This is a genomic window from Streptomyces sp. NPDC047315 (genome assembly GCF_040643215.1).
Lineage (GTDB): Bacteria > Actinomycetota > Actinomycetes > Streptomycetales > Streptomycetaceae > Streptomyces.
Map to the genome: position 1 here is coordinate 45,249 of NZ_JBEYTZ010000014.1, position 25,549 is coordinate 70,797.

The window sequence follows — 25,549 nt, forward strand, 5'->3', positions numbered from 1 at the left end:
CCAACGCACCCGCAAGGAAACGGCGAGAGGTTTAGCGGCGCGGGGAACTGCGCGACAAGCCACCCACCGAGCCGCAGGAGCCAACGCACCCGCAAGGAAACGGCGAGAGGTTTAGCGGCGCGGGGAACTGCGCGACAAGCCACCCACCGAGCCGCAGGAGCCAACGCACCCGCAAGGGGGCAGCGGCTATGTCACGCGGCGGGGGGCGTGTTTGGAGGCGCGGAGGTGGGATTCCGTGGGGAGCGACGCCAGGCCCGCCGAGTCCCGCGCATGCGCAACCGCCTCCGACGTCAGGCGGTGCAACGTCCCCGCCGGCGAAGCGTGCGGCTCCAACATCAACCGCACCCGCGCCCGCGGCGCACCGCGCCGGCCCCGCAAGGTGATCGCCGCACGGGCGACCCCGTCCAAGGACTCCGCCTCGCGTTCGATGACGCCCTCCAGCGCTCGCCCCCTCAGCAGCGCGCCCTCGCCGTCGCCGCTGTCGACCAGCACCTCCGTGAGGCGGGCGCGGCGCAGTTGGGCCAGGAAGAGCCACAGGGCGAGCACGACGAGGACCGCGAGGGTCGCGATGACTGCCGGCCACCACCAGCCCTCGTCGCGCCAGCGCTCCCGGTCCGCCGTGCTCAGCAGCGCGTCGTCGGGGCCGTGCCAGGGCCACCAGGACGGCACGTGGAGCCCCGCGCCCGCGGCCAGCGCCGCGCCGCCGACGGCGATCAGGGCCAGTCCGGACAGGCCGAGCGCGACGCGGTTCACGGTCCGCAGCATCGTCGGCTCACCTCTTCTTCGCGGGCGTGCGGGACACCCGGACGTTGAGTGCGGGCGGCTTCGCCAGCCCGAGGTCCACGATCGCCGCGGCCAGCGCGGCGTCCACGTCGGTGCGGACGTCGTCGAGTTCGCGGAAGTGGGAGCGGGCCCGCACCGCCACCTTGGAGCGCCCCATGCTGACGCGTACGGACTGGACGCCGGGGACCTCCATGGCCCGGTCCCGCAGCACCAGCGCCGCCGCGTCGCGGGCGAGCCCGGCTCGTACGGACGGCTCGTCGCGGCGCATCGGCAGCAGCCACCGCAGCCCCGGGGTGAGGGCCATCGCGACGAGGCAGAGGCCCAGCGCGGTGACCGCGGCGGCGACCGCCAGCACCCACGGCTCGTCCAGTCGCCACCCCGCGAGGTCCTGCGCGGCGGCCCGGCGCCAGCTCATCGAGGGCCGGCCGGCGCGCACCGCCGCGACGTCGTACAGCAGGACCCCGGCGCCGCCGAGGACGACCAGTGCCACCAGCGCGGTCGGCACGCGCCGCACGGACCAGAAGCGCCGGGCCGCACCCCCGCCGGGCGGGGGGTCGTACGACGCGCCGGAAGCGGACTGGTCCAGTGCGACGGCGGTCGCCGGCCCAGGGGTGGACGGTGTGGACGGTGTGGGTTCGGTCATCGGATCCTGCCCTCCGCGGCGCCGCGCGTGTGTGCCGAGTGCAGCCGTTCGACGGACACGTCCACCTCGGGCACGTCCATTCCCGCCAACGCCCTTACCCGCTCGGCGACCCGATGACGCACGGCGCCGCACTGCCCTCCGATGTCGGACGGGTAGTCCAGGTCGAGGCTGATCCGCACCCGGGCGGAGTCCTGGTGCACGACGACGCTCGCGTGCGGCGGAGCGCCGTCCCGGGGCACGCGCCCCAGCGCCTCCCGCGCCGCCTGCGCGGCGATCTTGGCGACGACCCGGTCGGCGATGACGGTGGCGCCGCGCTCCCCCGGCGCGATCCGCGTGCCGTCGACGGCCGCCGCGGACCCGTCACCGGTTCCGCCCGCCACCCGCCTCACCGCGGCCGGTCGCCGCGCTCGCGGGAGCGGAAGAAGTCACCGACTTCGAAGTCGCCTTCCAGGAAGCGGCCCACCACGAACCCGACCGCGCCAAGCGCGGCGACCAGCAGGAACGCGCCGAAGCCACCGAAGTACCCGGCGAAGCCGAGCCCCATGCCGGCCAACAGGCCGACCACAGCCATGCTCATCGTGAGCTCCTTACTACGGGACTACGGGAGTGCTACTGAAGTCGTGGCTCCGGCTCGTCCTCTTCCTCGTCGGGCAGCTTCACGTCGCTCACCGCGATGTTGACCTCGACGACCTCCAGGCCAGTCATGCGCTCCACTGCCGAGATCACGTTCTCCCGCACCGCGCGCGCCACATCCGAGATCGACACTCCGTAGTCCACGACGATCTCCAGGTCGAGCGCGGTCTGCACCTCGCCGACCTCGGCCTTCACCCCGCGCGTCGCACTGGACCGGCTGCCGCCGGGCACCCGGTCGCGCACCGCGCCGAAGGTGCGGGACAGGCCGCTGCCCATCGTGTGGACGCCGACCACGTCGCGCGCCGCCAGACCGGCGATCTTCTCGACGACTCCGTCGGCGATGGTGGTGCGGCCCCGGGACCCGGGGTCCCCGCCGCCGCGCTTGGTGACGGACGTCCTCCTCGGCTCGTCGCCCGAGCCGGATTCACTGCTGGCGGTGTCGCTCATCGCGTGTCCCTTCCAAGCCCGCAACGACGGTGGCGGGCCCTGGTGCGGCTGCCCGCGGGGCCGGGTCGGACGCCCGGGAACTCCGGGTGATCCACACGGCGCCCTCTGCTCCACACTAAGTGCGTCTGCCCCGCCCCGCGCCGGGAATGCGGCAGGCTGGGGCAATGACCACTGCTGATGCGGTACGGGGCAGACTGCGCCCCGGCAGGTTGCTTCCGCTGGGCGCGGCGCGGGACGGCGCTTGGGTGACGGAGGAGGCGGCGCGGGCGGTGCTGCTGCGCGCGGCGGCCGGGGTGCCGGGGATCCGGCTGGAGCGCGTACGGATCGGGCTGGCCGACCCGGAGGGCGCCGCCCCCTTCGCCGTACCGCCGCCGCCGAGCGCGCTGCCGCCGGGCCCGCTGCGGATCTCGGGCGAGTGCACCGTGGGGGCCGGGGCCGTACGACCGCTGCCCGCGCTGGCGTCCGCACTGCGGGAGGCCCTGTTCGCGGCGGCTGACGCGGTGGACCTGGTGGTCAGCGCGGTGGACCTGCACGTGGCGGGGGTCCACGAAGACGAGGCGGGTGCCCCGGGTTCCGATCGGGGCCGGGGCGCTGCGCCGGTGGAGGGAACGGCGGCCGTCGAAGGGCCGGCGGGCACGGCCGCGGCGACGGCGCCGGGGGTGTCCCGGCTCACCGCCGTCCTGGGTACGCCCGTGCACCTGGCGTCGGCTCACGTGCGCGTGGAGGTGGCGGTGGCGCGGGGCCACCGCCCGTTGGACGTCGTCCGCGCGGTGCGCACGGCCGTGGGCGGCGCACTGGCCGACGGCCGCCCGGTGACCGTGCTGGTCACCGCCGTGGACGGAGAGCAGGCTCCTTAGTCGCCGACGCCGGCGAGGTCGCGCAGTCGGCGGGCCTGGGCCGCGCGTTCGGCGACGTGCTGTTCGCTCGGCGAGCGGTCAGCGGCGCCCTGGAGCAGCGCCTTCGTCTCGATGACCGCGTCGCGCGGCGCGGTGAGCAGCGCCGCGGTCAGGTCGGTGACGGCGGCGTCCAACTCTTCGCGGTCGACGACGAGGTTGGCGAGTCCGGTGCGCTCGGCCTCATCGGCGTGGACGAAGCGCCCGGTGGCGCAGATCTCCAGCGCGCGGGCGTAGCCGACGAGGGACACCAGGGGGTGGGTGCCCGTGAGGTCGGGGACGAGGCCGAGGCTGGTCTCGCGCATGGCGAACTGGACGTCGCGCGCGACGACCCGCAGGTCGCAGGCGAGGGCGAGTTGGAAGCCGGCGCCTATCGCATGGCCCTGGACCGCGGCGATGGTGACGAGGTCGCTCCGCCGCCACCAGGTGAAGGCGTCCTGGTACTTGGCGATGGCGGCGTCCAGCGCCTCGTCGCTGCCGCGTGCCAGGTCGAGGAAGGACGGCTCGCCGTCGAAGCCCTCGGGCGTGAACGCCTGTCGGTCGAGGCCCGCGGAGAAGGACTTGCCTTCGGCGCGCAGCACCACGACCCGTACGCTGCCCGGCAGGGACCGGCCGGCCTGCACCAACGCCCGCCACAGCGCGGGTGACTGGGCGTTGCGCTTCGCCGGGTTGGTCAGCGTCACCGTGGCCGTCTCGCCGTCCACGATGAGGCGTACCCCGTCCTGGTCCAGCACGGGGTCGCGTACGGCGTCGGACGTGGTCATGGGCGCCTCCGGTTCGGGTGCAGTCCGTGCAGACTAGCTAAGCAACTGCACAGTAACCACCCGGCCGACCGTGTGATCCGGCCGGGTGCGCACCTACGAACGCCGATGGGTCCTGGCCCGCCGAGTCCGTCCGGACGGCGTCGCGAGGACGGGCCGTCAGGCCGAAGCGGCCTTCTTGCCCCGTGTCGCTCCGCCGCGTCCGCGCAGCGTGACTCCGGACTCGCTGAGCATCCGGTGGACGAATCCGTAGGAACGGCCGGTCTCTTCGGCCAGCGCCCGGATACTCGCACCGGAGTCGTACTTCTTCTTCAGGTCAGCCGCGAGCTTGTCGCGCGCGGCACCGGTCACCCGGCTGCCCTTCTTCAGAGTCTCGGCCACCCGTGCCTCCTCATGGGAAGTGCGCTCTTGGACTTCTCATGATCACCCCTCATGGGCTTCCTGGCCACCCATTCGGCAAGGTCCGTGGACGAGCTTTGCCCGGCGTCGAGGGCCGTCCAAGCCGCCGCGACGCCCGGCTCCCCGCCCCTCGGACGGCTTGTCCGGACCGTCTCCGGAGAGAGTTGCCAGGTCAGGGGCGGGTGGGGGAAGGGCGCGGCGAAGCGGGGGGTGCACTAGGGCGCTCGTCGAAGATCCGCCAGGACCCACACCGAGGTACGAGATCGCCTCACTCAGATGACGGATCACCTGTGAGCCGAATGATCCATACGGAGTGGATCATTCCGTATGGATCGGCGTCGTCGGCCGGGGTGGCGAGGTCGGCGGGGTCAGGCGAGGGCGACCAGGTCCGCGTAGTCCGCGCCCCACAGGTCCTCGACGCCGTCGGGCAGCAGGATGATCCGCTCCGGCTCCAGCGCCTGGACCGCGCCCTCGTCGTGGGTCACCAGGATCACCGCGCCCTTGTAGGTGCGCAGGGCGCCCAGGATCTCCTCGCGGCTGGCCGGGTCCAGGTTGTTGGTGGGCTCGTCGAGCAGGAGCACGTTCGCCGACGAGACGACCAGGGTGGCCAGGGCCAGTCGGGTCTTCTCACCGCCGGAGAGCACTCCGGCCGGCTTGTCGACGTCGTCGCCGGTGAAGAGGAAGGAGCCCAGCGTCTTGCGCACCTCGACCAGATCCAGGTCGGGCGCGGAGGTGCGCATGTTCTCAAGGACGGTGCGGTCGGGGTCCAGGGTCTCGTGCTCCTGGGCGTAATAGCCGAGCTTGAGGCCGTGACCGGGGGTGACCGTGCCGGTGTCGGGCCGCTCGACGCTGGCGAGCAGCCGCAGCAGGGTCGTCTTGCCGGCGCCGTTGAGGCCGAGGATGACGACCCGGGAGCCCTTGTCGATGGCCAGGCTCACGTCGGTGAAGATCTCCAGGGAGCCGTACGACTTGGACAGCCCCTCCGCGGTGAGCGGGGTCTTGCCGCAGGGCGCGGGCTCGGGGAAGCGCAGCTTGGCGACCTTGTCGGAGACGCGCGCCGCCTCCAGGCCGGCGAGCAGCCGATCGGCGCGGCGGGCCATGTTCTGCGCGGCGACGGTCTTGGTGGCCTTGGCGCGCATCTTGTCGGCCTGCGCGTTGAGCGCGGCGGCCTTCTTCTCGGCGTTCTGGCGCTCGCGCTTGCGGCGCTTCTCGTCGGCCTCGCGCTGCTGCTGGTAGAGCTTCCAGCCCATGTTGTAGATGTCGATGGTGGCGCGGTTGGCGTCGAGGTAGAAGACCTTGTTGACGACCGTCTCGACCAGGTCGACGTCGTGGGAGATCACGATGAAGCCGCCGCGGTAGGTCTTGAGGTAGTCGCGCAGCCAGACGATCGAGTCGGCGTCGAGGTGGTTGGTCGGCTCGTCCAGGAGCAGGGTGTCGGCGTCCGAGAAGAGGATCCGCGCCAACTCCACGCGGCGGCGCTGGCCGCCGGAGAGGGTGTGCAGCGGCTGGCCGAGGACGCGGTCGGGCAGTCCGAGGGCGGCGGCGATGGTGGCGGCCTCGGCCTCGGCGGCGTATCCGCCCTTGGTGAGGAACTCCGTCTCCAGGCGCTCGTACCGCTTCATCGCCTTCTCGCGGGTGGCGCCCTTGCCGTTCGCCATCCGGTCCTCGTTCTCCCGCATCTTGCGCAGCACGGAGTCCAGGCCGCGGGCGGAGAGGATGCGGTCGCGGGCGAGGGTGTCGAGGTCGCCGGTGCGCGGGTCCTGCGGGAGGTAGCCGACCTCGCCGGAGCGGGCGATGGCGCCGCCGGCGGGCATGCCCTCGCCGGCGAGGCACTTGGTGAGGGTGGTCTTGCCGGCGCCGTTGCGGCCGACCAGGCCGATGCGGTCGCCCTTGGCGACGCGGAAGGTGGCGGACTCGATGAGGACGCGTGCGCCGGCGCGCAACTCGATGCCGGAAGCGGTGATCACGGACAGACTCCAGGACAGCTGTGTCGAACGGCGGAAGGGTGGGCGGGAGGGGCCGCGGGGGCGCGTCTCCGGGACGCGCCCTAAGGCTTCGACGCCGTCTATTGCGCAAGGAGAATGGCCATGGAGGCCAGTCTAACGGGGGCGTGCAAGTGGTTTTGTTCCCCGCGCGTCACCTGGTGCGGGGCCCGGCACGGGGTCGGTGCCGCGGGACCGGGGCCCCGCGGCACGCCTCAGGCTCCGCCGGTGTGGACCTGGAAGGCCGCGCGTCGCAGCGCCTTGGCGAGCGCCGGGTCCGGGTGGGCGGCGGCCAGCGCGACCAGGACCTGCACGGTGCGCGGGTGGCCGCCGGAGCGGACCTCGCTCAGCAGCGCCGGGACGGTCCCTTGGACCGCGGAGTCCAGATGGCGCAGCAGCAGTTGCGGCTCCCCGTGGTCGGCGACGGCGGCGGCGGTGTCCACCCACAGCCAGGTCGCCTCGGCGCGCGTGAGGACGTCCTGGGCGTCCTCGGCGTCCATCCCCTCGTACTCGGCGAGCCAGAGCAGGGCGTACGGGCGCAGGGACGGTTCGGTGGCCGCGGCGCGCACCTCGGGCTCGGCGGGGGCGCCGACGACCCGCAGCGCCTCGAAGGCGAGCCCCCGCAGCAGGGCGTCCTCGCCGCGGGCGACGGTCAGCAGCTCGGCGACGGAGCTGGCGACCGTACGGGCGGCGAGCCACGCGCGGTACTCGGCGCGGGCGGGGCCGGGGGTGAGGCGGGCGCAGCCGCGCAGCATGTCCTCGGCCGGCTGCTCGATGTTCCCGGCCGGGCTCTGGGCCGCGACGCAGATCTGCTCCAGCTTGACCCAGACCGCCCAGTTGCCGAGGGGGGTGAGGGTGGCGGAGCGGCCCCGGTCGAGGGTGAGCGCGCCGACCGCGGCCATCCCGTCCAGGGCCCAGTCGAGCAGCCCGGCGACGGGGAGGGCTTCGGCGGGCGGGGGCGCCGTGCGCTCCGCGGGGTCGTCCGGCAGCAGGCAGCGCTCCTCGCGCAGCTCGGCGACCCGCTGCTCCAGCATGTCGAGCAGGGTGGTCACGGAGACCGGCCCGGCGGAGAGCTGGAGCAGGGAGAGCAGCTGGGGAATGGCCTCGACGACCTCGGCGACCGCGGTGGTGGCCACGTCGTCGGGGGCGGGGTGCGCCAGCGACCAGGCGTCGAAGAGGGCGACCCAGCCGCGCAGCACGGCCATGTCGTCGCGGTCCCAGGCGCGCAGCCGCCAGCCGGGGCGCACGGTGTCGCCGTGGAGTTCGACGAGCCCGGCGAGGCGGGCCCTGTCCCAGTCCGCGCGCACCTGGAGGCGGGTCAACTCCAGTGCGGCGGCGGCGCGTTCCTCGGCGGCTGCGGTGAGCGGGGCGGTGCCCGCGTCGCCGTCGACGGCCGCCCAGCGGGCGATGCGCACGGCGTCGACGAGCAGTCGCCGGGCCTGTCGGGCGAGTTCTGCGGGGGGCGGGGTGCCCTCCGGTGGACGCGGCGCGGGCCGGGTGCGCCGGGTGGTCACGGCCCTGCGTGCACTGGCCAGCGGTCGCGGGCGGACAAGACGGAGTCTGGAGTTGCGCGCCAATTGCTCATCAGGCTTTCGGGACGTCACGGGGAGCAGTCTTCCCGTTGACGGCCCGAAAGCCCAAACGGAACCGGATGGACGGCCCTTCGGCCGTGGTGGTGCGGGGCGCGGGGGGTTACGCGGAAGGGCGGGCCGGGCGCTCGCCGCGGACCCGTCGCGCGGGCTCGCCCCAGGGCTCGCCGCGGGGGCTCACATCAAAGGGGTGAGGAAGCGGCGGAGTGCTTCCTCGTAACGGGCGGGGTCGGTGTTCCACATGGCTGCGTGTGGTGCGTTGAGGACGGTCTGGAGGGTGACCAGGTCCGGGCGGGCGGCGGCGAGTTCCCGTGAGGGGCCCCAGGGGGCGAGGGTGTCGTCGGGGCCGTGGAAGAGCAGGGTGGGGACGGTGATGACGGGCGCCACGGCGGCCACCGGGTGCGGCTCGGCGTACAGCCCGGCGCGGGCGCGGGCCGTCCGCACCACCAGCGGCACCAGGGGTCCCGGGGTGTGCCGCGCCCGGGCCAGCGCGCGCAGGGTGGCCTCCTGGTCGAGGACCGGGGAGTCGAGGACGAGTCCGGTGACGTGGCCGCGCAGGGCGGAGTCGGCCGCCGCGCGCAGGACCATGGCGGCGCCGGTGGACCAGCCGTACAGGACGACGTGCCGGGCGCCGCCGCGGACGGCGAAGCGCAGGGCGGCGTCGACGTCGCGCCACTCCCGGTCCCCGAGGTGGTTGAGCCCGTCGGGGGGCCGGGGCCCGTCGGGGTCGCCGCGGTAGCCGAGGCCGAGCACCGGCAGGCTCCTGCGGTGCAGGAACGGCAGCAGGTTCATGGGGTGCTCGCGGGTGGCGCCGAGGCCGTGCACGGCGATCACCCAGGTGTCCCGGACGCCGGGGACGAACCAGGACGGGAGCGGGCCGAGTTCGCCGGGGACGGTGACGTCCCGGTGGTCGATGCCGAGGGCTTCGGCGGGGGTGCCGACGTGCAGCCGGGGCGTCATGCGAACCCGGGTGCCCGGGGTGAGGCTGCCGCGGCCGACCCGTTCGAGCCGGCGCACCACGGTGTCGGGAGAGTTCGACAGGCCGTCGAGCACGGGGCCGGCGATCGCGTCGACGTCCGCGCCGGTGAGGCCGTACGTGCCGGGGCGGCGGGACGCGAGGCTGCGGGTGAGCGTCACCTGGCCGGCGGCGGTGGCGTGCACGGTGAGTCGGGGTTCGCCGGGCGGGGTCGGCCCGGGGCTGGCGCGGAGCGTCGCGTCGCTCGCGTACCGGGCAGCCGCCGCCACGGCCACGCCGACGCCTGTCAGGAGGGTGACGGCTGCCGCCGCCGCTGTTGCCGGGCGCACCGTTCCAGTGTCGGCACCCCGGCGGCGGCCTGCCAGCCGGCGCCACCCGCCCGGGTCGCGCCGACCGACCGGCGGGGAGGTTCAGGGGCGCTGCCCGTAGCCCTTGAAGCGGGTGGCGGCCTCGGCGAGCTGGGCGGGGGTGAGCAGGGAGGGGGTGCGGCCGGGGACGCCGGACGCAGCCAGCCACAGCTGGCACATCCACTCCAGCTGGGCGGTGCGGTCGTACGCCTGGTCGAGGGTGTCGCCCAGGGTCACGGTGCCGTGGTTCTGGAGCAGGCAGGCGGCGCGCCCGTCGAGGGCGGTCAGGGCGTGCGCGGCGAGTTCGTCCGATCCGTAGGGGGCGTACGGGGCGACGCGGACGGGTCCGCCGACCTCCGCGGCCATGTAGTGGATCGGCGGCAGCTCCGGGACGAGGGTGGAGACGGCGGTGGCGTGCACGGCGTGGGTGTGGACCACGGCGCGGCCGGCGCCGGACCGGTGCACCGCGAGGTGCAGGGAGAGTTCACTGGTGGGCGCGAGGGAGCCGATGACCTGGCGGCCGTCGAGGTCGACGGCGACCACGTCGCGGTCGGTGAGCCGGTCGTAGGGCACTCCGCTCGGGGTGACGAGCACGAGCGGGCCGACCCGGGCGGACACGTTGCCGGAGGTGCCGACGACCAGGCCGTCGGCGGAGCTGCGGCAGGCGGTGGCCACGAGGGCGCGCCAGGTGTGTTCGATCTCGTCGTAGGACGTCCGTTCGGTCATGTGCCGATCCTGTCAGCCGCTGCCGCGGTCGCCCAGAGGGACCCGTGATGCATATCACCACAAAGTCAGAGGAAAGCGGCGGGAGATCGACGAGAGATCGACGCCGCAGGGTCGGCCGCCCAGCGGCGCGGGGCCGCGGACGGCCGGGAGGGCGGCGGCGGGGTGGGTCCGCACCCCGGACGACACACAAACGGAATCATTAGAACCGCTTGGAGACACCGTGAGTCCCGCCCCAGTTCACCTTCCGTTCACCCAGGTTACTTACGTTCGGCGAGCCACTGACGTCCATAGATTGCCTGGGTAAATGGAACACATCACGCTGCTGCTCGCGATCGTGATCGTGACAGCTCTCGTGTTCGATTTCACGAACGGTTTCCACGACACCGCCAACGCGATGGCGACCACCATCTCGACCGGCGCCATGAAGCCCAAGACCGCGGTGGCCATGTCCGCCGTGCTCAACCTCGTCGGCGCGTTCCTGTCGGTGGAGGTCGCCAAGACCATCTCCAGCGGCATAGTCGACGAATCAGGCATCACCCCAGAAGTCATCTTCGCCGCGCTCGTCGGCGCCATCCTCTGGAACCTGCTGACCTGGCTGGTCGGTCTGCCGTCCAGTTCGTCGCACGCCCTGATGGGCGGCCTGGTGGGCGCGACCGTCGCGTCCGTCGGCTTCGACGCCGTCAACAGCGGCACGGTCATCACCAAGGTCCTGATCCCGGCCGTCGCGGCGCCGCTCGTCGCCGGCATCGCCGCGATGCTGGCCACCCGACTGACGTACAAGATCGGCCGCAACACGGACGCCAAGGGCACCGAGAAGGGCTACAAGGCGGGTCAGATCGCCTCGGCCGGCCTGGTCTCCCTGGCCCACGGCACCAACGACGCCCAGAAGACGATGGGCATCATCACCCTGGCCCTGGTCGCCAGCGACGTCCTCGACCCCGGCTCGAACCCCCCGCTGTGGGTCATCGTCTCCGCGGGCGTGGCCATCGCCCTCGGCACGTACCTCGGTGGCTGGCGCATCATCCGCACCATGGGCAAGGGCCTGACCGACCTCCAGCCGCAGCAGGGCTTCGCCGCCCAGACCAGCGCGGCGACGGTCATCCTGGCCTCCTCGAACCTCGGTTTCTCCCTCTCCACCACGCACTCCTGCTCCGGCGCCGTCATGGGTGCGGGCCTGGGCCGCAAGGGCGGCGTGGTCCGCTGGTCGACCGCCACCCGGATGTTCGTGGCCTGGGGTCTGACCCTGCCGGCCGCCGCGCTGGTCGCCGCCGCCTCCGAGTTCGTGACCAAGCAGGGTGACTGGGGCGTGGCCGTGGTCGCGGTCTTCCTGGTCGCCTCCAGCGCCGCGATCTGGGTGATCTCCCGCCGCCAGGTCGTCGACCACACCAACGTCAACGACGTCGACGAGCAGGCCGACGGCGCCGCTGCACAGAGCGCCGACGAGCCCGCCGGCGTCGTCACCAACGCCATCGCGGCCGTCACCCCGCCGCCGGCCGGCGGCATGGGCGCCACGGACGGCGCCGACCTCACGAAGACCATCCCGGCCTCCGCCGCCTCCGCCACGTCCTCGACGTCGGAGAACGGCCCGGCCAGCCCGGCTGCGGTGTAAGGACAGAGCAACATGAAAATCGACTGGGAAGCCCTCGGTTCCGTCTTCGGCGTGAGCCTCGTCGCCACCGTCGCCCTCGTCGGCCTCTTCTCGCTGGGCGTGGTGATGCTCAGCAAGCAGGAGACCGCGAGCGCCTCGGGCGGTGGCTCCGGAGTGCTGACGCGCACCGGTGCGTACGCCTGCTTCGCGCTCTGCGCGGTGGCCGTGGCCTACGGCATCTATCTCATCGTCGACTGACCGGCCGATCCGGCCGCAGCACCGCGCCACGACGGGCCGGGTCGTACGTCCTCGCTGGACGTACGACCCGGCCCGTCGTGGTGCGTACGGCTCCGTCGCAGGTCAAGGGCAAGTTGACGGCCCTTCTCACCCCGTGGTGGACTGCCGGGGCCATTACGGCGGCAGCAGAGGAAGTCCGGTGCGAATCCGGCGCGGTCCCGCCACTGTCACCGGGGAGCCCTCCCCGGGAGCCAGGAACTCTCGCCGCCGATCACGTCGAACCAGGGCGCGGACACCCTGAGTGAGGACATGCGACATGCGCGGCTGCGGCTTCGTACCTGCTCTGCACGCACCGGGAAGAGCACCGGGGCGCGCCCCGCGCCCGCTGCTCCCCCGCGGACGGCGCGACCCGCGGCCCTGCGGCCCGACGGCCGGCTGAACCGTGCGGCCCGACCGTGTCTTCGCGTACGGCGCCGCCACCGGCGTCCTCGGTGACCTGCTGTTCGGCGATCCGCGCCGGGGACACCCCGTCGCCGCCTTCGGCCGGGCCGCAGGCGCCGTGGAGCGCACCTTGTGGCGTGACCACCGCGGGTGGGGCGCGCTGCACACCGCCGTGTGCGCCGGGGGCGCCGTCGGCGCCGCGGCGCTCGTCGCGCACGGGGCGCGCCGTCACTCCGCCGCGTCCCTCGCCCTGACCGCCGCCGCCACCTGGGCCGTGGTCGGGGGCACGTCGCTGGGGCGGGAGGCGCGCACCGTCGGGGACGCGCTGGCGGCCGGCGACCTCGCCGCCGCCCGGGCGCGGCTGCCGCACCTGTGCGGCCGGGATCCGCACTCCCTGTCCGAGCAGCAGATCGCACGCGCGGTGGTGGAGTCGGTCGCCGAGAACACCTCCGACGCCGTGGTGGGGGCCCTGGTGTGGGGCGCGCTCGCCGGCGTGCCCGGTCTGGTGGGCTTCCGTGCGGTGAACACCCTCGACGCGATGGTGGGCCACAAATCGCCGCGGCACCGCCGGTTCGGCTGGGCCTCGGCGCGCCTGGACGACGTCGTCGGCTGGCCGGGGGCGCGGCTGACGGCCGCCCTCGCGGTGGTCGCCGGGGACGACCCGCGCGCGGCGGTACGTGCCTGGCGGGCCGATGCGCACCGCCATCCGAGCCCGAACGCGGGCCCCGTGGAGGCGTCGTTCGCGGGCGCGCTCGGAGTGCGGCTCGGCGGCACGCTGTCGTACGGCGGCCGGACGGAGCACCGGGCGGTGCTCAACGGCGCCGCCCGCCCGGTCGCGGTCACCGACGTGGCGCGCGCGGTGCGGCTGTCGCGGCGCGTCGGCGTGCTGGCGCTGGGCACGAGCGTGGCCGCGCGGCTGCTGGCCGGCCGACTGGCCCGTACGCAGGTGCCGGTACGACTTCGGAAGGGGCGGGCCATATGAGCGGTCAGCGACGCGGCGGCGGACTGCTCGTCGCAGGTACGACGTCCGACGCGGGCAAGAGCGTGGTGACCGCGGGGATCTGCCGCTGGCTGACCCGCCAGGGCGTGAAGGTGGCCCCCTTCAAGGGCCAGAACATGTCCCTCAACTCGTACGTGACGCGCGACGGCGCCGAGATCGGGCGGGCCCAGGCCATGCAGGCGCAGGCCGCCCGGGTGGAGCCGACCGCGCTGATGAACCCGGTGCTGCTCAAGCCCGGCAGCGACCGCACCAGCCAGGTGGTCCTGCTGGGCCGCCCGGTCGGGGAGATGAGCGCCCGCGGCTTCTTCGGCTCGGGGACCCCGGCCGCCGGCGGCGGCCGAGCGGCGCTGCTGTCCACGGTCGTGGAGTGCCTGGAGGAGTTGCGGAGCACGTACGACGCCGTGATCTGCGAGGGCGCCGGCAGCCCCGCGGAGATCAACCTGCGGCGCACGGACATCGTGAACATGGGCGTGGCGCGCGCCGCGGAGCTGCCGGTGCTCGTCGTCGGCGACATCGACCGGGGCGGCGTGTTCGCGTCCTTCTTCGGCACCACGGCGCTGCTCGACGCGGCGGACCAGCGCCTGGTCGCCGGGTACCTGGTCAACAAGTTCCGCGGTGACGTGAGCCTGCTGCGGCCGGGCCTCGACATGCTCGAAGGGATCACCGGGCGCCGCTCGTACGGCGTCCTGCCGTACGCGCACGGGCTCGGCATCGACGAGGAGGACGGCCTGCGGGTGTCGCTGCGCGGCGCCGTGCGCGAGTCGGTGGTGGCTCCCCCGGTCGGCGACGAGGTGCTGCGGGTGGCGGTGTGCGCCGTGCCCCTGATGTCCAACTTCACCGACGTGGACGCGCTCGCGGCCGAGCCGGGCGTGGTGGTGCGGTTCGTGGACCGGCCGGAGGAGCTGGTGGACGCGGACCTGGTCGTCGTCCCCGGTACCCGGGGCACGGTCCGGGCACTGGCGTGGCTACGGGAGCGCGGCCTCGCCGACGCGCTCGTGCGGCGGGCCGCCGAGGGCCGCCCGGTGCTCGGGATCTGCGGCGGCTTCCAGCTCCTGGGCGAGCACGTCGAGGACGACGTGGAGTCCCGCGCGGGCGAGGTCGCCGGACTCGGGCTGCTGCCGGTGCGGGTGCGGTTCGCGACGGACAAGACGCTGGCCCGGCCGACCGGTTCGGCGCTCGGGGAGCCGGTGGAGGGGTACGAGATCCACCACGGCGTCGCCGAGGTGCTGGGCGGCGAGGCGTTCTTGGACGGCTGCCGGGTGGGGGCGGTGTGGGGCACGCACTGGCACGGCTCGCTGGAGAGCGACGGCTTCCGCCGCGGCTTCTTGCGGCGGGTCGCACAGGCGGCGGGCCGGCGCTTCGTGCCGGCGCCGGACACGTCGTTCGCGGCGCTGCGCGAGGAACAGCTGGACCGCCTGGGCGACCTGATCGCGGAACACGCGGACACCGACGCGCTGTGGCGCCTGATCGAAGGCGGCGCCCCTCCGAACCTCCCCTTCGTCCCACCGGGCCACCCGGGCGCCCCGGGAACGCCGTCATGAAGGCCGGGCCGAATCCCCACCTCCCTCCGACCTCCGGTCGCGGTCGCGGTCGCGCCGTGGCAAACACTCAACGTTTGCGTCCGCGGCCCGGTGGTGGGCTTGTCGCGCAGTTCCGCCCCCTACGCCCTGAAGGCGTGGGGGTGCCCCCACCTATGCCCAGAGGGCGTGGGGGGCGGAACTGCGCGAACAACCGCAGACAGCCCGCAGCCGAGCGACCACCGCAACCACAACGGACCCCACCCCGCGAGCCGGAGGCACCCGCATGAGCCGCACCCCGTATCCGTTCACCGCCCTCGTCGGGCAGGACGACCTCCGGCTCGCGCTGCTTCTGAACGCGGTGTCGCCGCGCGTCGGCGGCGTCCTCGTCCGGGGTGAGAAGGGCACCGCCAAGTCCACCGCCGTGCGCGCGCTCTCCGCGCTGCTGCCCGGCATCGCCGTCGTCGCCGGCTGCCGCTTCTCCTGCGACCCCGCCGCCCCGGACGCCGACTGCCCCGACGGCCCGCACGAGCCGGGCCCCGGCGCGGTGCGGGCCGCGCGGATGGTGGAGTTGCCCGTCGGCGCGTCCGAGGACCGGCTGGTGGGTGCGCTGGACATCGAGCGCGCGCTCGCGGAGGGCGTGAAGTCCTTCGAGCCGGGGCTCCTCGCGGACGCGCACCGCGGCATCCTCTACGTCGACGAGGTGAACCTGCTCCACGACCACCTGGTGGACGTGCTGTTGGACGCCGCCGCGATGGGTGCCTCGTACGTGGAGCGGGAGGGCGTGTCCGTACGGCACGCGGCCCGGTTCCTGCTGGTCGGGACGATGAACCCGGAAGAGGGCGAGCTGCGCCCGCAGTTGCTGGACCGGTTCGGGCTCACCGTGGAGGTCGCGGCGTCCCGCGAGCCCGACCAGCGGGTCGAGGTGGTGCGGCGCCGGCTCGCGTACGACGACGACCCGGTGGCGTTCGCCGCCGAGTGGGCCGCGGAGGAGGACGCGCTGCGGGCGCGCGTGACGGCCGCGCGTGCGCTGTTGCCGCGGGTGCGGCTCGGGGACGTGGCGCTGCGCCAGATCGCCGCGACGTGTGCCGCGTTCGAGGTGGACGGCATGCGCGCGGACATCGTGATGGCCCGTACGGCGACGGCGTTGGCGGCGTGGGCGGGGCGCGAGGACGTGCTCGCCGACGACGTACGGCAGGCGGCGCTGTTGGCGCTGCCGCACCGACGCCGGCGCAATCCCTTCGACGCGCCCGGTCTGGACGAGGACAAGCTGGACGAGACGCTGGAGCAGTCCGCCCCGAACGACCCCGCTCCCGACTCCGACGACGACCCGGAGCCGGACCCGGACGGCGGCGGGGGCGGCGGCGGGGGCGGCGGCGGGGGCGGCGGCGGGGGCGGCGGCGGTCAGCCGCCACAGGACGGACCTGAGGCACCGGAGTCACCGGCCGCCCCGGACGTCCCGGCCCAGTCGCCCTCCTCCGACCAGCCGGAGTCCGTCGGCGCCAGCGCCGAACAGCAGGCGGTCTCCGCCGGCGAGCCGTTCCGTACGAAGGCGCTGACCGTGCCCGGCACCGGTGACGGCGCGGCGGGCCGCAGGTCCCGCGCCCGTGCCGAGCACGGCCGCACCACCGGCTCGCGCCGCCCCCGGGGCGCGCTCGGCCGGCTGCACCTGGCGGCGACGGTCCGGGCCGCCGCTCCGCACCAGCGCTCCCGCGGGCGCAGCGGCGCCGGCCTGGTGGTGCGCCGGGACGATCTGCGGCAGGCGGTGCGGGAGGGGCGCGAGTCGAACCTGGTGCTGTTCGTGGTGGACGCCTCGGGTTCGATGGCGGCCCGTCGGCGGATGGGCGCGGTCAAGGGCGCGGTGCTGTCGCTGCTGCTGGACGCGTACCAGCGGCGCGACAAGGTCGGCCTGGTCACCTTCCGGGGGCGGGACGCCGAGGTGGTGCTGCCGCCGACGTCCTCCGTGGACGCCGCGGCGGCCCGGCTCGACCAGGTGTCCACCGGCGGGCGCACCCCGCTCGCCGCGGGGCTGCTCACGGCGCACGACGTGCTGCGGGTGGAGCGGATGCGCGATCCCGCGCGCCGTCCGCTGCTGGTCGTGGTCACCGACGGCCGGGCGACCGGCGGGCCCGAGCCGGTGGCGCTGGCGTCCCGGGCGGCGCGGCTGCACGCGGCGCAGGGCACGGCTTCGATCGTCGTGGACTGCGAGTCCGGCCCGGTGCGGCTCGGGCTCGCGGGCCGGCTCGCCGGGGAGTTGGGGGGCACCGCGGTCACGCTCGACGAGTTGCGGGCGGATGCGATCGCGGGCCTGGTGAAGGACGTACGAACCGCTGGTGACAGCAGAAGGGCCGCGTGAGCAGATGCCACAGGGACAGCCGTCCGTCGTCCCCGACGACGGACTGACCACACGCCAGCGCCGCAACCGGCCGCTGGTCCTCGTCCACACGGGCGTGGGCAAGGGCAAGTCGACGGCGGCCTTCGGGCTGGCGCTGCGCGCCTGGAACCAGGGATGGCCGATCGGGGTGTTCCAGTTCGTGAAGTCGGCGAAGTGGAAGGTGGGCGAGGAGCGCGCCCTCACCGTCCTCGGGGCGTCCGGCGAGGGCGGCACGGTGGACTGGCACAAGATGGGCGAGGGCTGGTCGTGGGTCCAGCGCGACCGGCAGTTCAGCAACGAGGAGGCGGCCCGGGAGGGCTGGGAGCAGGTCAAGCGTGACCTGGCCGCGGAGCGGTACCGGCTGTACGTCCTCGACGAGTTCGCCTACCCGCTGCACTGGGGCTGGGTCGACGTCGCGGAGGTGGTCGAGGTGCTGCGGGACCGCCCAGGCACCCAGCACGTGGTCGTCACCGGCCGCAACGCCCCCGCGGAGCTGCTGGAGCTGGCCGATCTGGTGACCGACATGAGCAAGGTCAAGCACCCGATGGACGCCGGTCAGAAGGGCCAGCGGGGCATCGAGTGGTAGCACGTCTCGTGATCGCCGCGCCGGCGTCGGGCAGCGGCAAGACCACCGTTGCGACGGGTCTGATGGCGGCCTTCGCCGCGACGGGGCTCGCCGTGTCCCCGCACAAGGTGGGGCCCGACTACATCGACCCGGGCTACCACTCGCTGGCCTGCGGCCGGCCGGGGCGGAACCTCGACGCGTACCTGTGCGGCCCCGAGCAGGTCGCCCCGCTGTTCGCGCACGGGGCGGCGGGGTGCGACGTGGCCGTGGTCGAGGGCGTGATGGGCCTGTACGACGGTGCGTCCGGGCAGGGCGAGTTGGCGTCGACGGCGCAGGTGGCGAAGTTGCTGCGGGCGCCGGTGGTGCTGGTGGTGGACGCGTCGTCGCAGTCGCGCTCCGTCGCCGCGCTGGTGCACGGCTTCGTGACCTGGGACCCCGAGGTCCGCATCGGCGGGGTGATCTTGAACAAGGTGGGCTCCGACCGCCACGAGGAGCTGTTGCGGGAGGCGTTGGAGGCGGTGGGCGTCCCCGTGCTCGGCGCGCTGCGCCGGGGCGCGTCGGTGACGACGCCCTCCCGGCACCTGGGCCTGGTGCCGGTGGCGGAGCGCTCGGCGGACGCGGTGGCGTCGGTGGACGCGATGGCTGCGCTGGTGCGGCGCGACTGTGACTTGCCGGGCCTGCTGGCTCTGGCCCGCTCGGCCCCGAGCCTACGCACGCGTGCGTGGAGCCCGTATGCAGCCGTCCCGCTGGGCGCGGCGCCTCCTGCGGGGGCGCTGCCCCCACACCCCCGCGCCTCAATCGCCGGCGGGGCTGGATGTGCTGCCGCCGGCGAGGTGGAGCGGCGGGGGTATGCCCCCACCGATGGCGCCGCGCCCAGCGAGGGCCCTCGGCCCGGGGGTGGGCGGAAGGCGGTTGTCGCCGTTGCCGGGGGCGCCGCGTTCACGTTCGGGTACGCGGAGCATCCGGAGCTGCTGCGAGCGCACGGCGCGGAGGTCGTCGCCTTCGACCCGTTGCGGGACGGGGCGCTGCCCGAGGGCACGTCGGGCATCGTCATCGGCGGCGGGTTCCCGGAGGTGTACGCGGACGAACTGTCCGCGAACGAGCCGCTGCGGCGGGCCGTCGCCGCGTTCGCCCGCCGCGGCGGACCCGTCGTCGCCGAGTGCGCCGGGCTGCTCTATCTCACGCGGTCGTTGGACGGGAAGCCGATGTGCGGGGTCATCGACGCGACGGCGCGGATGTCGGACCGGCTGACCCTCGGGTACCGGGACGCCGTCGCCGTCAGCGACAGCTCGCTCGCCACGGTCGGCACCCGGATGCGGGGCCACGAGTTCCACCGGACCGTGGTCGAGCCGGGCGCCGGTACGACGCCGGCGTGGGGAATGCACCGGCCGGTGCGACGGACCGAGGGGTTCGTGCAGCAGGGCGTGCACGCGAGCTATCTGCACGTGCACTGGGCCGCCGAGCCGGGCGTGGCCCGGCGTCTGGTGGACGGGTGCTCGCCATGAGCGGCGGGCCCGCGCTGAAGAATCGTTACTGCATGCACTGCACACGCTGCGCGCCACCGGGCGCCCCGCGGTGACCACGTCAGTGGCCGAGGCCCACCACCAGCCAGATGAACCCGACGCCGCCGACCGTGCACAGCAGGGTGGAGCGGGCGGGGTGGGTGTGGTGCGCCTCGGGCAGGATCTCCGCCGCCGCGAGATAGAGCAACGCGCCCCCGAAGAAGCCCAGGTAGCTGCCGAGGGCTTCGAGGGGGATCGTGAACAGCAGTGTCGACGCGGCCCCGACGACCGGCGCGCAGGCGTCGGCGAAGAGCATCGCGAGGGCGCGGGCGCGGGTGTTCCCGTACAGGCTGGTGATCGTGTACGTGTTGAAGCCGTCGGCGAAGTCGTGGGCGACGACGGCCAGCGCCACGGTCAGCCCCATCGCCTCGCCGACCTGGAACGCGGCGCCGATCGCGATGCCGTCCATCATGCTGTGGGTGACCATCGCCGCCGCCGCGGTCAGACCGACCTGCGGGGCCCTCGGCGGAGCTCCGTCGGTCTCCTCCGCGCCGTGCGCCACGCGCCGCGTCGCCAGCAGCCGTTCCACCAGGTGCGCGACGAGGAAGCCGGCGACGAACAGCAGCAGCGCCTGCGGTACGCCGAAGAGCGGCTGCCCGGCCGCCTCCAGCGCCTCCGGCAGCAGGTCGAGCCCGACGACGCCGAGCATCAGCCCACCGGCCAGGCCCAGCACCAGGTGGCGGCGGTCGGTGACGCGCTGCGCCGTCCACCCGCCGAACAGCGTCATCAGGAACGCGCCGAGCGCGACGAACACCGCCATGCGCCCTTGCTAGCGGATTGACCCCCGTCGTATCACCGCCACACCCGCCCCATTCACCCGTTCGCCACGGAACACGAGATCACGCACCGCCGCGCCCTCGTACTCCGTACCGCACCGGCACCCGCACCCGCACCCGCACCCGCACCCGAAAGGACCCGCCCATGGCTCGCCACGCCGCCGGGCCCGCCCAGGCCGTCCTGAGCGTCACCGACCGGTTGGTGACGGTCGGTCCGCGCGAGGCGGTGCTCCGGCCGCCGTCGCTGGTCGTGGGCGTCGGTGCGGTGCGCGGTGCCCCGCTGGACGAGGTGTACGGCCTGGTGACGGAAGCCCTGCGCGACGCGGGGCTCTCGCCGCTGAGCGTGGTCGAACTCGCGACCGTGGACGCGAAGGCGCACGAGCCGGGCGTGGTGGGCGCGGCACGCCAGCTCGGCGTACGGCTGGTGGCGTACCCGGCCGACCGCCTCGCCGAGGTGTCCGCCCGCGTGCCGCATCCGTCCGATGCCGCCCGCGCGGCGGTCGGGACTCCGTCGGTCGCGGAGGCGGCGGCCCTCGCGGGCGGCGGCGAACTGCTCGTACCGAAGCGGAAGTCGGCGCCGGAGGGCCGGCCGGCCGGGGTGACCTGCGCAGTGGTGCGCCGTGCGCCGCGCGGGCGGATCGCCGTCGTCGGGGCGGGGGCGGACGCCCGGGCGCAGCCCGTTCCGTGGGAGGTGACCGAGCGCCGGATCCGGACCGCGGCCCGGACGCACGACGCGGCGCCGGCGCCAGCGGACGCCGGCCACGACGGCGCACGGCCGGACGGATCCAGCCGACTGACGACATTGGGCCGTGTGGATCGCGCCAGTGTGGACATGATGACCGTCGTGACGGTCGGTAACACGGCCACCAGCGAGATCGCGAGCCGGGCGGAGACCCCGCGCGGCCACCGGTGGCAGTCATGACCCCGGACACCCCTCCGGTCGTGACGCGGTGCTCTTCCAGCGTCCTCGCGCTTTCGCGGCGCGGGGGCGCGTCGCCGCGCGCGCGGACCCGGACAGCCCGGCTCCATACGACCCGCCCCGGACGGCCCGACCCCGTACGGAAACGAGCCCGGCGCGGGAGGTCACCCGCCCGCGCGGCGTCGCCCGGCGGGCGTCCACCGCCGAGGCCGGATCGGGTCATCGGGCTCGACCGGGGCCACCCGCCCTCGTCGGGGCCCGGGCCGCCGCCGGCGCGCGGCGCACGGATGAAGTGCCAAGCCGGGTTCCGCTTTTGGGGGTCGTCGTGGGAACGTCGTCTTCCGGCCTCGTGTCGTGTGCGTTCGTGCCGCGCGCACCGCGTACGCCGCCCCCAACCGCTCCTCCCCCCACCCTCACCCTCACCTCCGGAGCCGCCCCATGATGCGTGCCGTCCGTCCCATCGACCGGGAGTCGTCCCGCAGGCGCAGAGCGCGGCACGGGAGCCTGCCGTACCACCCCCACACCAAGGAGAACGCGTGACGACCCCGCCCGCACTGCTGATAGCCGACCACGGCGCCCACGACGGCGTGGGGGCCGCGTCCCCCCGCGGCGCCGCGACGACCCCGGAGCCGCGCCGCGCCGGCCCGTCCACGCACACGGGGCTCGTGGCCCCCTCGCCGCCGCCCCCGCCGGGCGCGGACGGCACGGAGCCGTCGGAGCACGGGGCGAGACGTTTCGCCACGGCGCGCGCCGCCTGCTCGCACTTCTCGTACACCTGCGGCAGCCCGTCGGGCCTGCGCCCGGCGCCGGGGCAGCCGCACCACCACCACGGCCACGGGGGCCGCGAGGGCCATGGAAAGCAACATGAACACGCACACGCACGTACACACGAGCACAAGTACGCATACGAGCACGGGCACGGGCACGGATTCGGGCGGGCGCACGGGGGACCCGACCACGGCAACGGCCACCTCGGTGACCATGCGCACGCCCACTGACCCGTTCGACCTGCGCCACCACGGTGACGCGGAGCTGTTGGACGCCGTCGCGGGCCTGACCGACCTCGCGGTGAACGTGCGTGCGAACACTCCCCCGCCGTGGCTGCGCGAGCGGATCGCGGACTCGCTGACGGACCTCGCGGCCTATCCCGACGGGCGGGCCGCCCGGGCCGCCGTCGCCGAGCGGCACGGACTCCCGCAGGACCGGGTCCTGTTGACGGCCGGCGCGGCGGAGGCGTTCGTGCTCCTCGCCCGGGCGGCCCTCGGCGTACGCCGGCCGTTGGTCGTGCACCCCCAGTTCACGGAGCCCGAGTCGGCGCTGCGGGACGCCGGGCACCGGGTGGCGCGGCTGCTGCTGCGCGAGGAGGACGGCTTCCGGCTGGATCCCGCCGCGGTGCCCGAGGACGCGGACCTGGTGGTCGTGGGCAACCCCACGAACCCGACGTCCGTGCTCCACCCGGCGTCCTCGATCACCGCGCTGGCCCGGCCCGGGCGGCTGGTGGTGGTGGACGAGGCGTTCATGGACGCCGTGCCGGACGAGGCGGAGACGCTCGCCGACCGCACCGACGTGCCGGGGCTCGTGGTGCTGCGGAGCCTGACGAAGACCTGGGGCCTCGCGGGCCTGCGGGTCGGCTACCTGCTGGCCGAGCCCGACGTCGTACGGGCGTTGCAGGCGGCGCAGCCGCTGTGGCCGGTGTCCACGCCGGCGCTGGCGGCGACCCGGGCGTGCATGGACGCCGCGGCGCTGAAGGAGGCGGAGCAGGCCGCCCGGCGCTGTGCGGTCGAGCGCGCCCATCTGCTGGCGGGGCTGGCGGAGTTCGACGAGGTGCGGGTGGTGGCCGCGGCCGAGGCGTCGTTCGTGCTGCTGCACGTCCAGCGGGGCGAGCAGGTGCGCGCCCGGCTGCGCGACCTCGGGTTCGCGACCCGGCGCGGGGACACGTTCCCGGGCCTGGGCCCCGATTGGATCCGGGTCGCCGTGCGCGACCGCGCCACGACGAACCGCTTCCTGCTGGCGCTGGACCAGGCGCTGACGGTGGTCGGCTGTTGAGCTCCGTCGCCGGCTGAACCCCGCCGGCCGCTGACCGTCGCCGCCCGGCACCGGCATCCGCCCGGTGCCGGGCGGCGGCGCGCTCGATGCGCTCGATGCGCTCGGCGCGGGACGGGTGAGCTGACGTCGAGTCAGCGGGACCGTCGTTGGGTATACGACGTTCGCCCGGCGGAGCCGCCGCCGTGGCGTGCGCCTCGCCGGAGAGGTCCCGGAGTGAACCCCACCCGCCCCACCCACCCCCCGTGTCCGAACGACCCGAACGACCCGACCAGTCCAGACGGTCCGGAAGCCCCCCAGCCCTCGCGCGACCCGCGCGACCCGCACGACCCGCACGACCCGCACGACCCGCACGGCGTGAACGGCCCGCAAGACGTGAACCATCGCGCGCACCCCCACAGCGCGCGCCGGCCGCGGCGGCAGCATCGGGTGCTCATCGTCTCCGCACTGCTGTTCCTGGGGCTGGAGGTGTCCGCCGTCCACTTCCTGTTACCGGTGCGGACCACGGTCCGCTGGACGGTGTCGGCCGGTCTGGTCCTGGCCACCGGCTGCTGGATGTGGGCCGCCGTCGGCTCGTGGTCGCGCGCCGCGACCGCGGACGACCGACGGCGCAAGGACGTCCTCGACGGGCGGGAGCGCGGCTCGGCGCGGTGCGACGGCGGCCGGGGCGGGCGGGCCCGCGGCTACGGACGGCCTTCCGGGATGCCCTGACCACCGCACCCGACACCGCTGCCGGAACACGGCACGGTGTTCGAATCGGTCGGCGAGGGGCCGTTTCCAGCCGTCGTGCACACCGTGCGGCGTACCGGCCCGGGCAGTGGTCATGATCGGCTCGGAAGGTCCGAAGAGCACCGCGGTCATGACCTCAGGAGTGCGCCAGATGCCCAGAGCACGTGTCAGCTCGGCCGTGATGACCCACCCCGTGCGCCGGGCCCAGGCGGAGGAGTTGTGCGCCCGGCTGGGGCTCGGCGGGCTGGCGCTCGACCCCGACCCGGACGGCGCCCCCTCCGCCCTGCGCACGGCCCTGGTGGCGTGGGGGCGGGTGGCCGACGGCGCGACGCACCACCTGATGATCCAGGACGACGTGGCCGCGCCCGCGGACCTGCTCGACCTGGTGGCGCACTGCGCGGACCGCTTCCCCGACGATGCCCTCGCCTTCTACACCAACTGGCACGCGCGCAACGGCGCCGCGGCCCGGCTCGCGGCCCTCGCCGGCGCCGGCTGGGTGCGGGCCGTCCCCGAGGAGTTCACCCCGACGCTCGCGATCAGCCTCCCGGTCGCGCTGGTCGAGGAGTTCCGCGGCTTCGCGCAGGGCGTCGACGAGCGCCACGACGACGAGGCGATGGCGACCTTCCTGAGCGGCCCGGGCAGGCGCAGCGCCCTGCTCGCGGTGCCCACCGTCACCGAGCACACCGGGACGAGCAGCATCAACGGCCACGCGGCGCAGGGCGTGCGGCGCGCGGTGTGCCCGACCGAGTCGGCCGACGCCCGCCCGGCGCTCGTCGACGGCTGGGTGCTGGAGGACGTGGGCTGGCTGCCGTACATGCGCTACGGCGAGGGGTTCGTCCGGCTACCGGGGCAGGAGGCGACGCCGGCGGCGCGCCGCCACTTCACCTGGCGCGAGGCGCTGCCGCGCACCGGTGCGCGGCTCACGGAGGAGGACGTGTGGGACGTGGTGCGGGCCGCACGCCCGGCCGAGGAGGCGCGTGCGGTCCGCGAGGCGTTCGGGGCGTCCTTCGCGGACGAGTTGTGGATCCACTGCCTGCTGCTGGGGCTGCGGGCGGAGGAGACCGCCCGGCGGCACGCGCCGGACGGGGCGCCGCGCCGGCAGCCGTCGTTGGCGGCCCACCGGCTGCGGACGGCCGCGCTGTCCACGGTCGGCCTCGCGGGTCTCTCCCCGGAGCACCGCCCCGAGGCGGGCCGCCACCACACGGACCTCCTGACCGCGTACGCGACGGACGCGGTCAGCCGCGGGGTGTCGCTGAAGCCCTAAGGTGCGTCGACCTACCCGCCGTAACACTGCGGGGCCATCGGTCTCCACCGGCCGGTGGTGGGCTGTTCGCGCAGTTCCGCCCCCTATGCCCAGAGAGCATGGGGGGACCCCCAGCGCCCCTAAAAACCTCCACCCCCGCCCGCAGATAGGCGAGCGGGGGAAGCGAATCAGGGGCGCGCGGAACTGCGCGAACAGCCACAGACAGGCCGCAGACGCCAGAACCGCACACGCATCACGGCGCTACCGCGCCTGCCGAGGCAGCAGCACGCACGGTTCCCCGCGCCCCTAGAAGCCTCTGCCCCGGCCCGCAGGCAGGTGACGGGGGAAGCGAATCAGGGGCGCTGGGGGTCCCCAT

General features: G+C 74.7%; 24 protein-coding genes, 1 pseudogene and 1 riboswitch. Of the genes and pseudogenes, 13 read left to right on the forward strand and 12 right to left on the reverse strand.

Annotated features, from left to right (window positions below):
- Positions 1-186: 186 nt before the first annotated feature.
- From amaP to ABZ842_RS18150, 5 genes are read right to left on the reverse strand one after another with little or no spacing between them, the layout of a single operon-like run.
- Complete coding sequence (gene amaP / locus ABZ842_RS18130; protein WP_361537690.1) at positions 187-765, reverse strand: alkaline shock response membrane anchor protein AmaP; 579 nt, start codon at positions 763-765, stop codon at positions 187-189.
- Between the two features lie 7 nt (positions 766-772).
- Positions 773-1,426, reverse strand: coding sequence for a DUF6286 domain-containing protein (locus tag ABZ842_RS18135; protein WP_361537691.1), 654 nt, complete (start codon positions 1,424-1,426; stop codon positions 773-775).
- Positions 1,423-1,806, reverse strand: a complete 384-nt coding sequence (locus tag ABZ842_RS18140) for a hypothetical protein (protein ID WP_361537692.1) — start codon at positions 1,804-1,806, stop codon at positions 1,423-1,425. Before ABZ842_RS18140 ends, ABZ842_RS18135 begins: the two co-directional genes overlap by 4 nt.
- Positions 1,807-1,811: 5 nt before the next feature.
- Entirely contained in the window at positions 1,812-2,003 is a 192-nt protein-coding gene (locus tag ABZ842_RS18145; protein ID WP_361537693.1) for a hypothetical protein, read from the reverse strand.
- A 32-nt stretch (positions 2,004-2,035) separates the two neighbouring features.
- On the reverse strand, positions 2,036-2,506 hold the full coding sequence (locus tag ABZ842_RS18150; protein ID WP_361537694.1) for an Asp23/Gls24 family envelope stress response protein: 471 nt from the start codon (positions 2,504-2,506) through the stop codon (positions 2,036-2,038).
- Positions 2,507-2,670: 164 nt separating this feature from the next.
- Here ABZ842_RS18150 and ABZ842_RS18155 point away from each other — a divergent pair, with 164 nt between their 5' ends.
- Positions 2,671-3,363 carry a hypothetical protein gene (locus ABZ842_RS18155; protein WP_361537695.1) on the forward strand — a complete coding sequence of 231 codons (693 nt, stop codon included), beginning with the start codon at positions 2,671-2,673 and terminating at the stop codon, positions 3,361-3,363.
- Here ABZ842_RS18155 and ABZ842_RS18160 read toward each other — a convergent pair.
- The 6 genes from ABZ842_RS18160 to ABZ842_RS18185 all read right to left on the reverse strand — a co-directional run bounded on the left by ABZ842_RS18160 (position 3,360) and on the right by ABZ842_RS18185 (position 10,179).
- Positions 3,360-4,163, reverse strand: a complete 804-nt coding sequence (locus tag ABZ842_RS18160) for an enoyl-CoA hydratase/isomerase family protein (RefSeq protein WP_361537696.1) — start codon at positions 4,161-4,163, stop codon at positions 3,360-3,362. The genes ABZ842_RS18155 and ABZ842_RS18160 overlap by 4 nt on opposite strands.
- A 156-nt stretch (positions 4,164-4,319) precedes the next feature.
- Positions 4,320-4,541, reverse strand: a complete 222-nt coding sequence (locus ABZ842_RS18165) for a helix-turn-helix domain-containing protein (RefSeq protein WP_006123601.1) — start codon at positions 4,539-4,541, stop codon at positions 4,320-4,322.
- Positions 4,542-4,927: 386 nt separating this feature from the next.
- Complete coding sequence (locus tag ABZ842_RS18170; RefSeq protein ID WP_361537697.1) at positions 4,928-6,526, reverse strand: ABC-F family ATP-binding cassette domain-containing protein; 1,599 nt, start codon at positions 6,524-6,526, stop codon at positions 4,928-4,930.
- A 230-nt stretch (positions 6,527-6,756) separates the two neighbouring features.
- Positions 6,757-8,055: a hypothetical protein gene (locus tag ABZ842_RS18175; protein WP_361537698.1), complete on the reverse strand. Its 1,299-nt coding sequence runs from the start codon at positions 8,053-8,055 to the stop codon at positions 6,757-6,759.
- A 252-nt stretch (positions 8,056-8,307) separates the two neighbouring features.
- Positions 8,308-9,435 (reverse strand): hypothetical protein, encoded by a 1,128-nt coding sequence (locus ABZ842_RS18180; RefSeq protein ID WP_361537699.1) that lies wholly within the window; start codon positions 9,433-9,435, stop codon positions 8,308-8,310.
- Between the two features lie 81 nt (positions 9,436-9,516).
- Entirely contained in the window at positions 9,517-10,179 is a 663-nt protein-coding gene (locus ABZ842_RS18185; protein ID WP_361537700.1) for a class II aldolase/adducin family protein, read from the reverse strand.
- 304 nt (positions 10,180-10,483) lie between these two features.
- On the opposite strand from ABZ842_RS18185, the gene ABZ842_RS18190 reads away from it, so the two are divergent.
- The 7 genes from ABZ842_RS18190 (at position 10,484) to ABZ842_RS18220 (ending at position 19,406) form a co-directional block, all read left to right on the forward strand.
- Complete coding sequence (locus ABZ842_RS18190; protein ID WP_361537701.1) at positions 10,484-11,788, forward strand: inorganic phosphate transporter; 1,305 nt, start codon at positions 10,484-10,486, stop codon at positions 11,786-11,788.
- A 12-nt stretch (positions 11,789-11,800) separates the two neighbouring features.
- A complete protein-coding gene (locus tag ABZ842_RS18195; protein ID WP_361537702.1) occupies positions 11,801-12,025 on the forward strand; it encodes a hypothetical protein in 225 nt (74 codons plus the stop codon).
- A 128-nt stretch (positions 12,026-12,153) separates the two neighbouring features.
- A riboswitch (cobalamin riboswitch) is annotated at positions 12,154-12,285 on the forward strand.
- Between the two features lie 161 nt (positions 12,286-12,446).
- Positions 12,447-13,427, forward strand: coding sequence for a cobalamin biosynthesis protein (locus ABZ842_RS18200; protein ID WP_361537703.1), 981 nt, complete (start codon positions 12,447-12,449; stop codon positions 13,425-13,427).
- Positions 13,424-14,986, forward strand: a complete 1,563-nt coding sequence (locus ABZ842_RS18205) for a cobyric acid synthase (RefSeq protein WP_361537704.1) — start codon at positions 13,424-13,426, stop codon at positions 14,984-14,986. The genes ABZ842_RS18200 and ABZ842_RS18205 overlap by 4 nt, the downstream gene beginning before the upstream one ends.
- Positions 14,987-15,248: 262 nt before the next feature.
- Positions 15,249-17,318 (forward strand): putative cobaltochelatase, encoded by a 2,070-nt coding sequence (locus tag ABZ842_RS18210; RefSeq protein WP_361537705.1) that lies wholly within the window; start codon positions 15,249-15,251, stop codon positions 17,316-17,318.
- Between the two features lie 4 nt (positions 17,319-17,322).
- Positions 17,323-17,922 carry a cob(I)yrinic acid a,c-diamide adenosyltransferase gene (cobO, locus tag ABZ842_RS18215; RefSeq protein WP_361537818.1) on the forward strand — a complete coding sequence of 200 codons (600 nt, stop codon included), beginning with the start codon at positions 17,323-17,325 and terminating at the stop codon, positions 17,920-17,922.
- The gene (locus ABZ842_RS18220; RefSeq protein WP_361537706.1) at positions 17,916-19,406 is read left to right on the forward strand and encodes a cobyrinate a,c-diamide synthase; all 1,491 of its coding nucleotides are present in this window, start codon (positions 17,916-17,918) and stop codon (positions 19,404-19,406) included. The genes cobO and ABZ842_RS18220 overlap by 7 nt, the downstream gene beginning before the upstream one ends.
- Positions 19,407-19,485: 79 nt before the next feature.
- On the opposite strand, the gene ABZ842_RS18225 is transcribed toward ABZ842_RS18220, so the two are convergent.
- Positions 19,486-20,223, reverse strand: coding sequence for a ZIP family metal transporter (locus ABZ842_RS18225; protein ID WP_361537707.1), 738 nt, complete (start codon positions 20,221-20,223; stop codon positions 19,486-19,488).
- A gap of 197 nt (positions 20,224-20,420) precedes the next feature.
- Here ABZ842_RS18225 and ABZ842_RS18230 point away from each other — a divergent pair.
- The 5 genes and pseudogenes from ABZ842_RS18230 to ABZ842_RS18250 all read left to right on the forward strand — a co-directional run.
- Positions 20,421-21,161 (forward strand): annotated as a pseudogene (locus ABZ842_RS18230) (cobalamin biosynthesis protein); the annotation flags it as partial.
- Between the two features lie 533 nt (positions 21,162-21,694).
- Complete coding sequence (locus ABZ842_RS18235; protein ID WP_361537708.1) at positions 21,695-22,156, forward strand: hypothetical protein; 462 nt, start codon at positions 21,695-21,697, stop codon at positions 22,154-22,156.
- Complete coding sequence (cobC, locus tag ABZ842_RS18240) at positions 22,140-23,204, forward strand: Rv2231c family pyridoxal phosphate-dependent protein CobC (RefSeq protein WP_361537709.1); 1,065 nt, start codon at positions 22,140-22,142, stop codon at positions 23,202-23,204. Before ABZ842_RS18235 ends, cobC begins: the two co-directional genes overlap by 17 nt.
- Positions 23,205-23,630: 426 nt before the next feature.
- A complete protein-coding gene (locus tag ABZ842_RS18245; protein WP_361537710.1) occupies positions 23,631-23,912 on the forward strand; it encodes a hypothetical protein in 282 nt (93 codons plus the stop codon).
- A gap of 169 nt (positions 23,913-24,081) precedes the next feature.
- Entirely contained in the window at positions 24,082-25,194 is a 1,113-nt protein-coding gene (locus ABZ842_RS18250) for a hypothetical protein (RefSeq protein ID WP_361537711.1), read from the forward strand.
- Positions 25,195-25,549 lie beyond the last annotated feature (355 nt).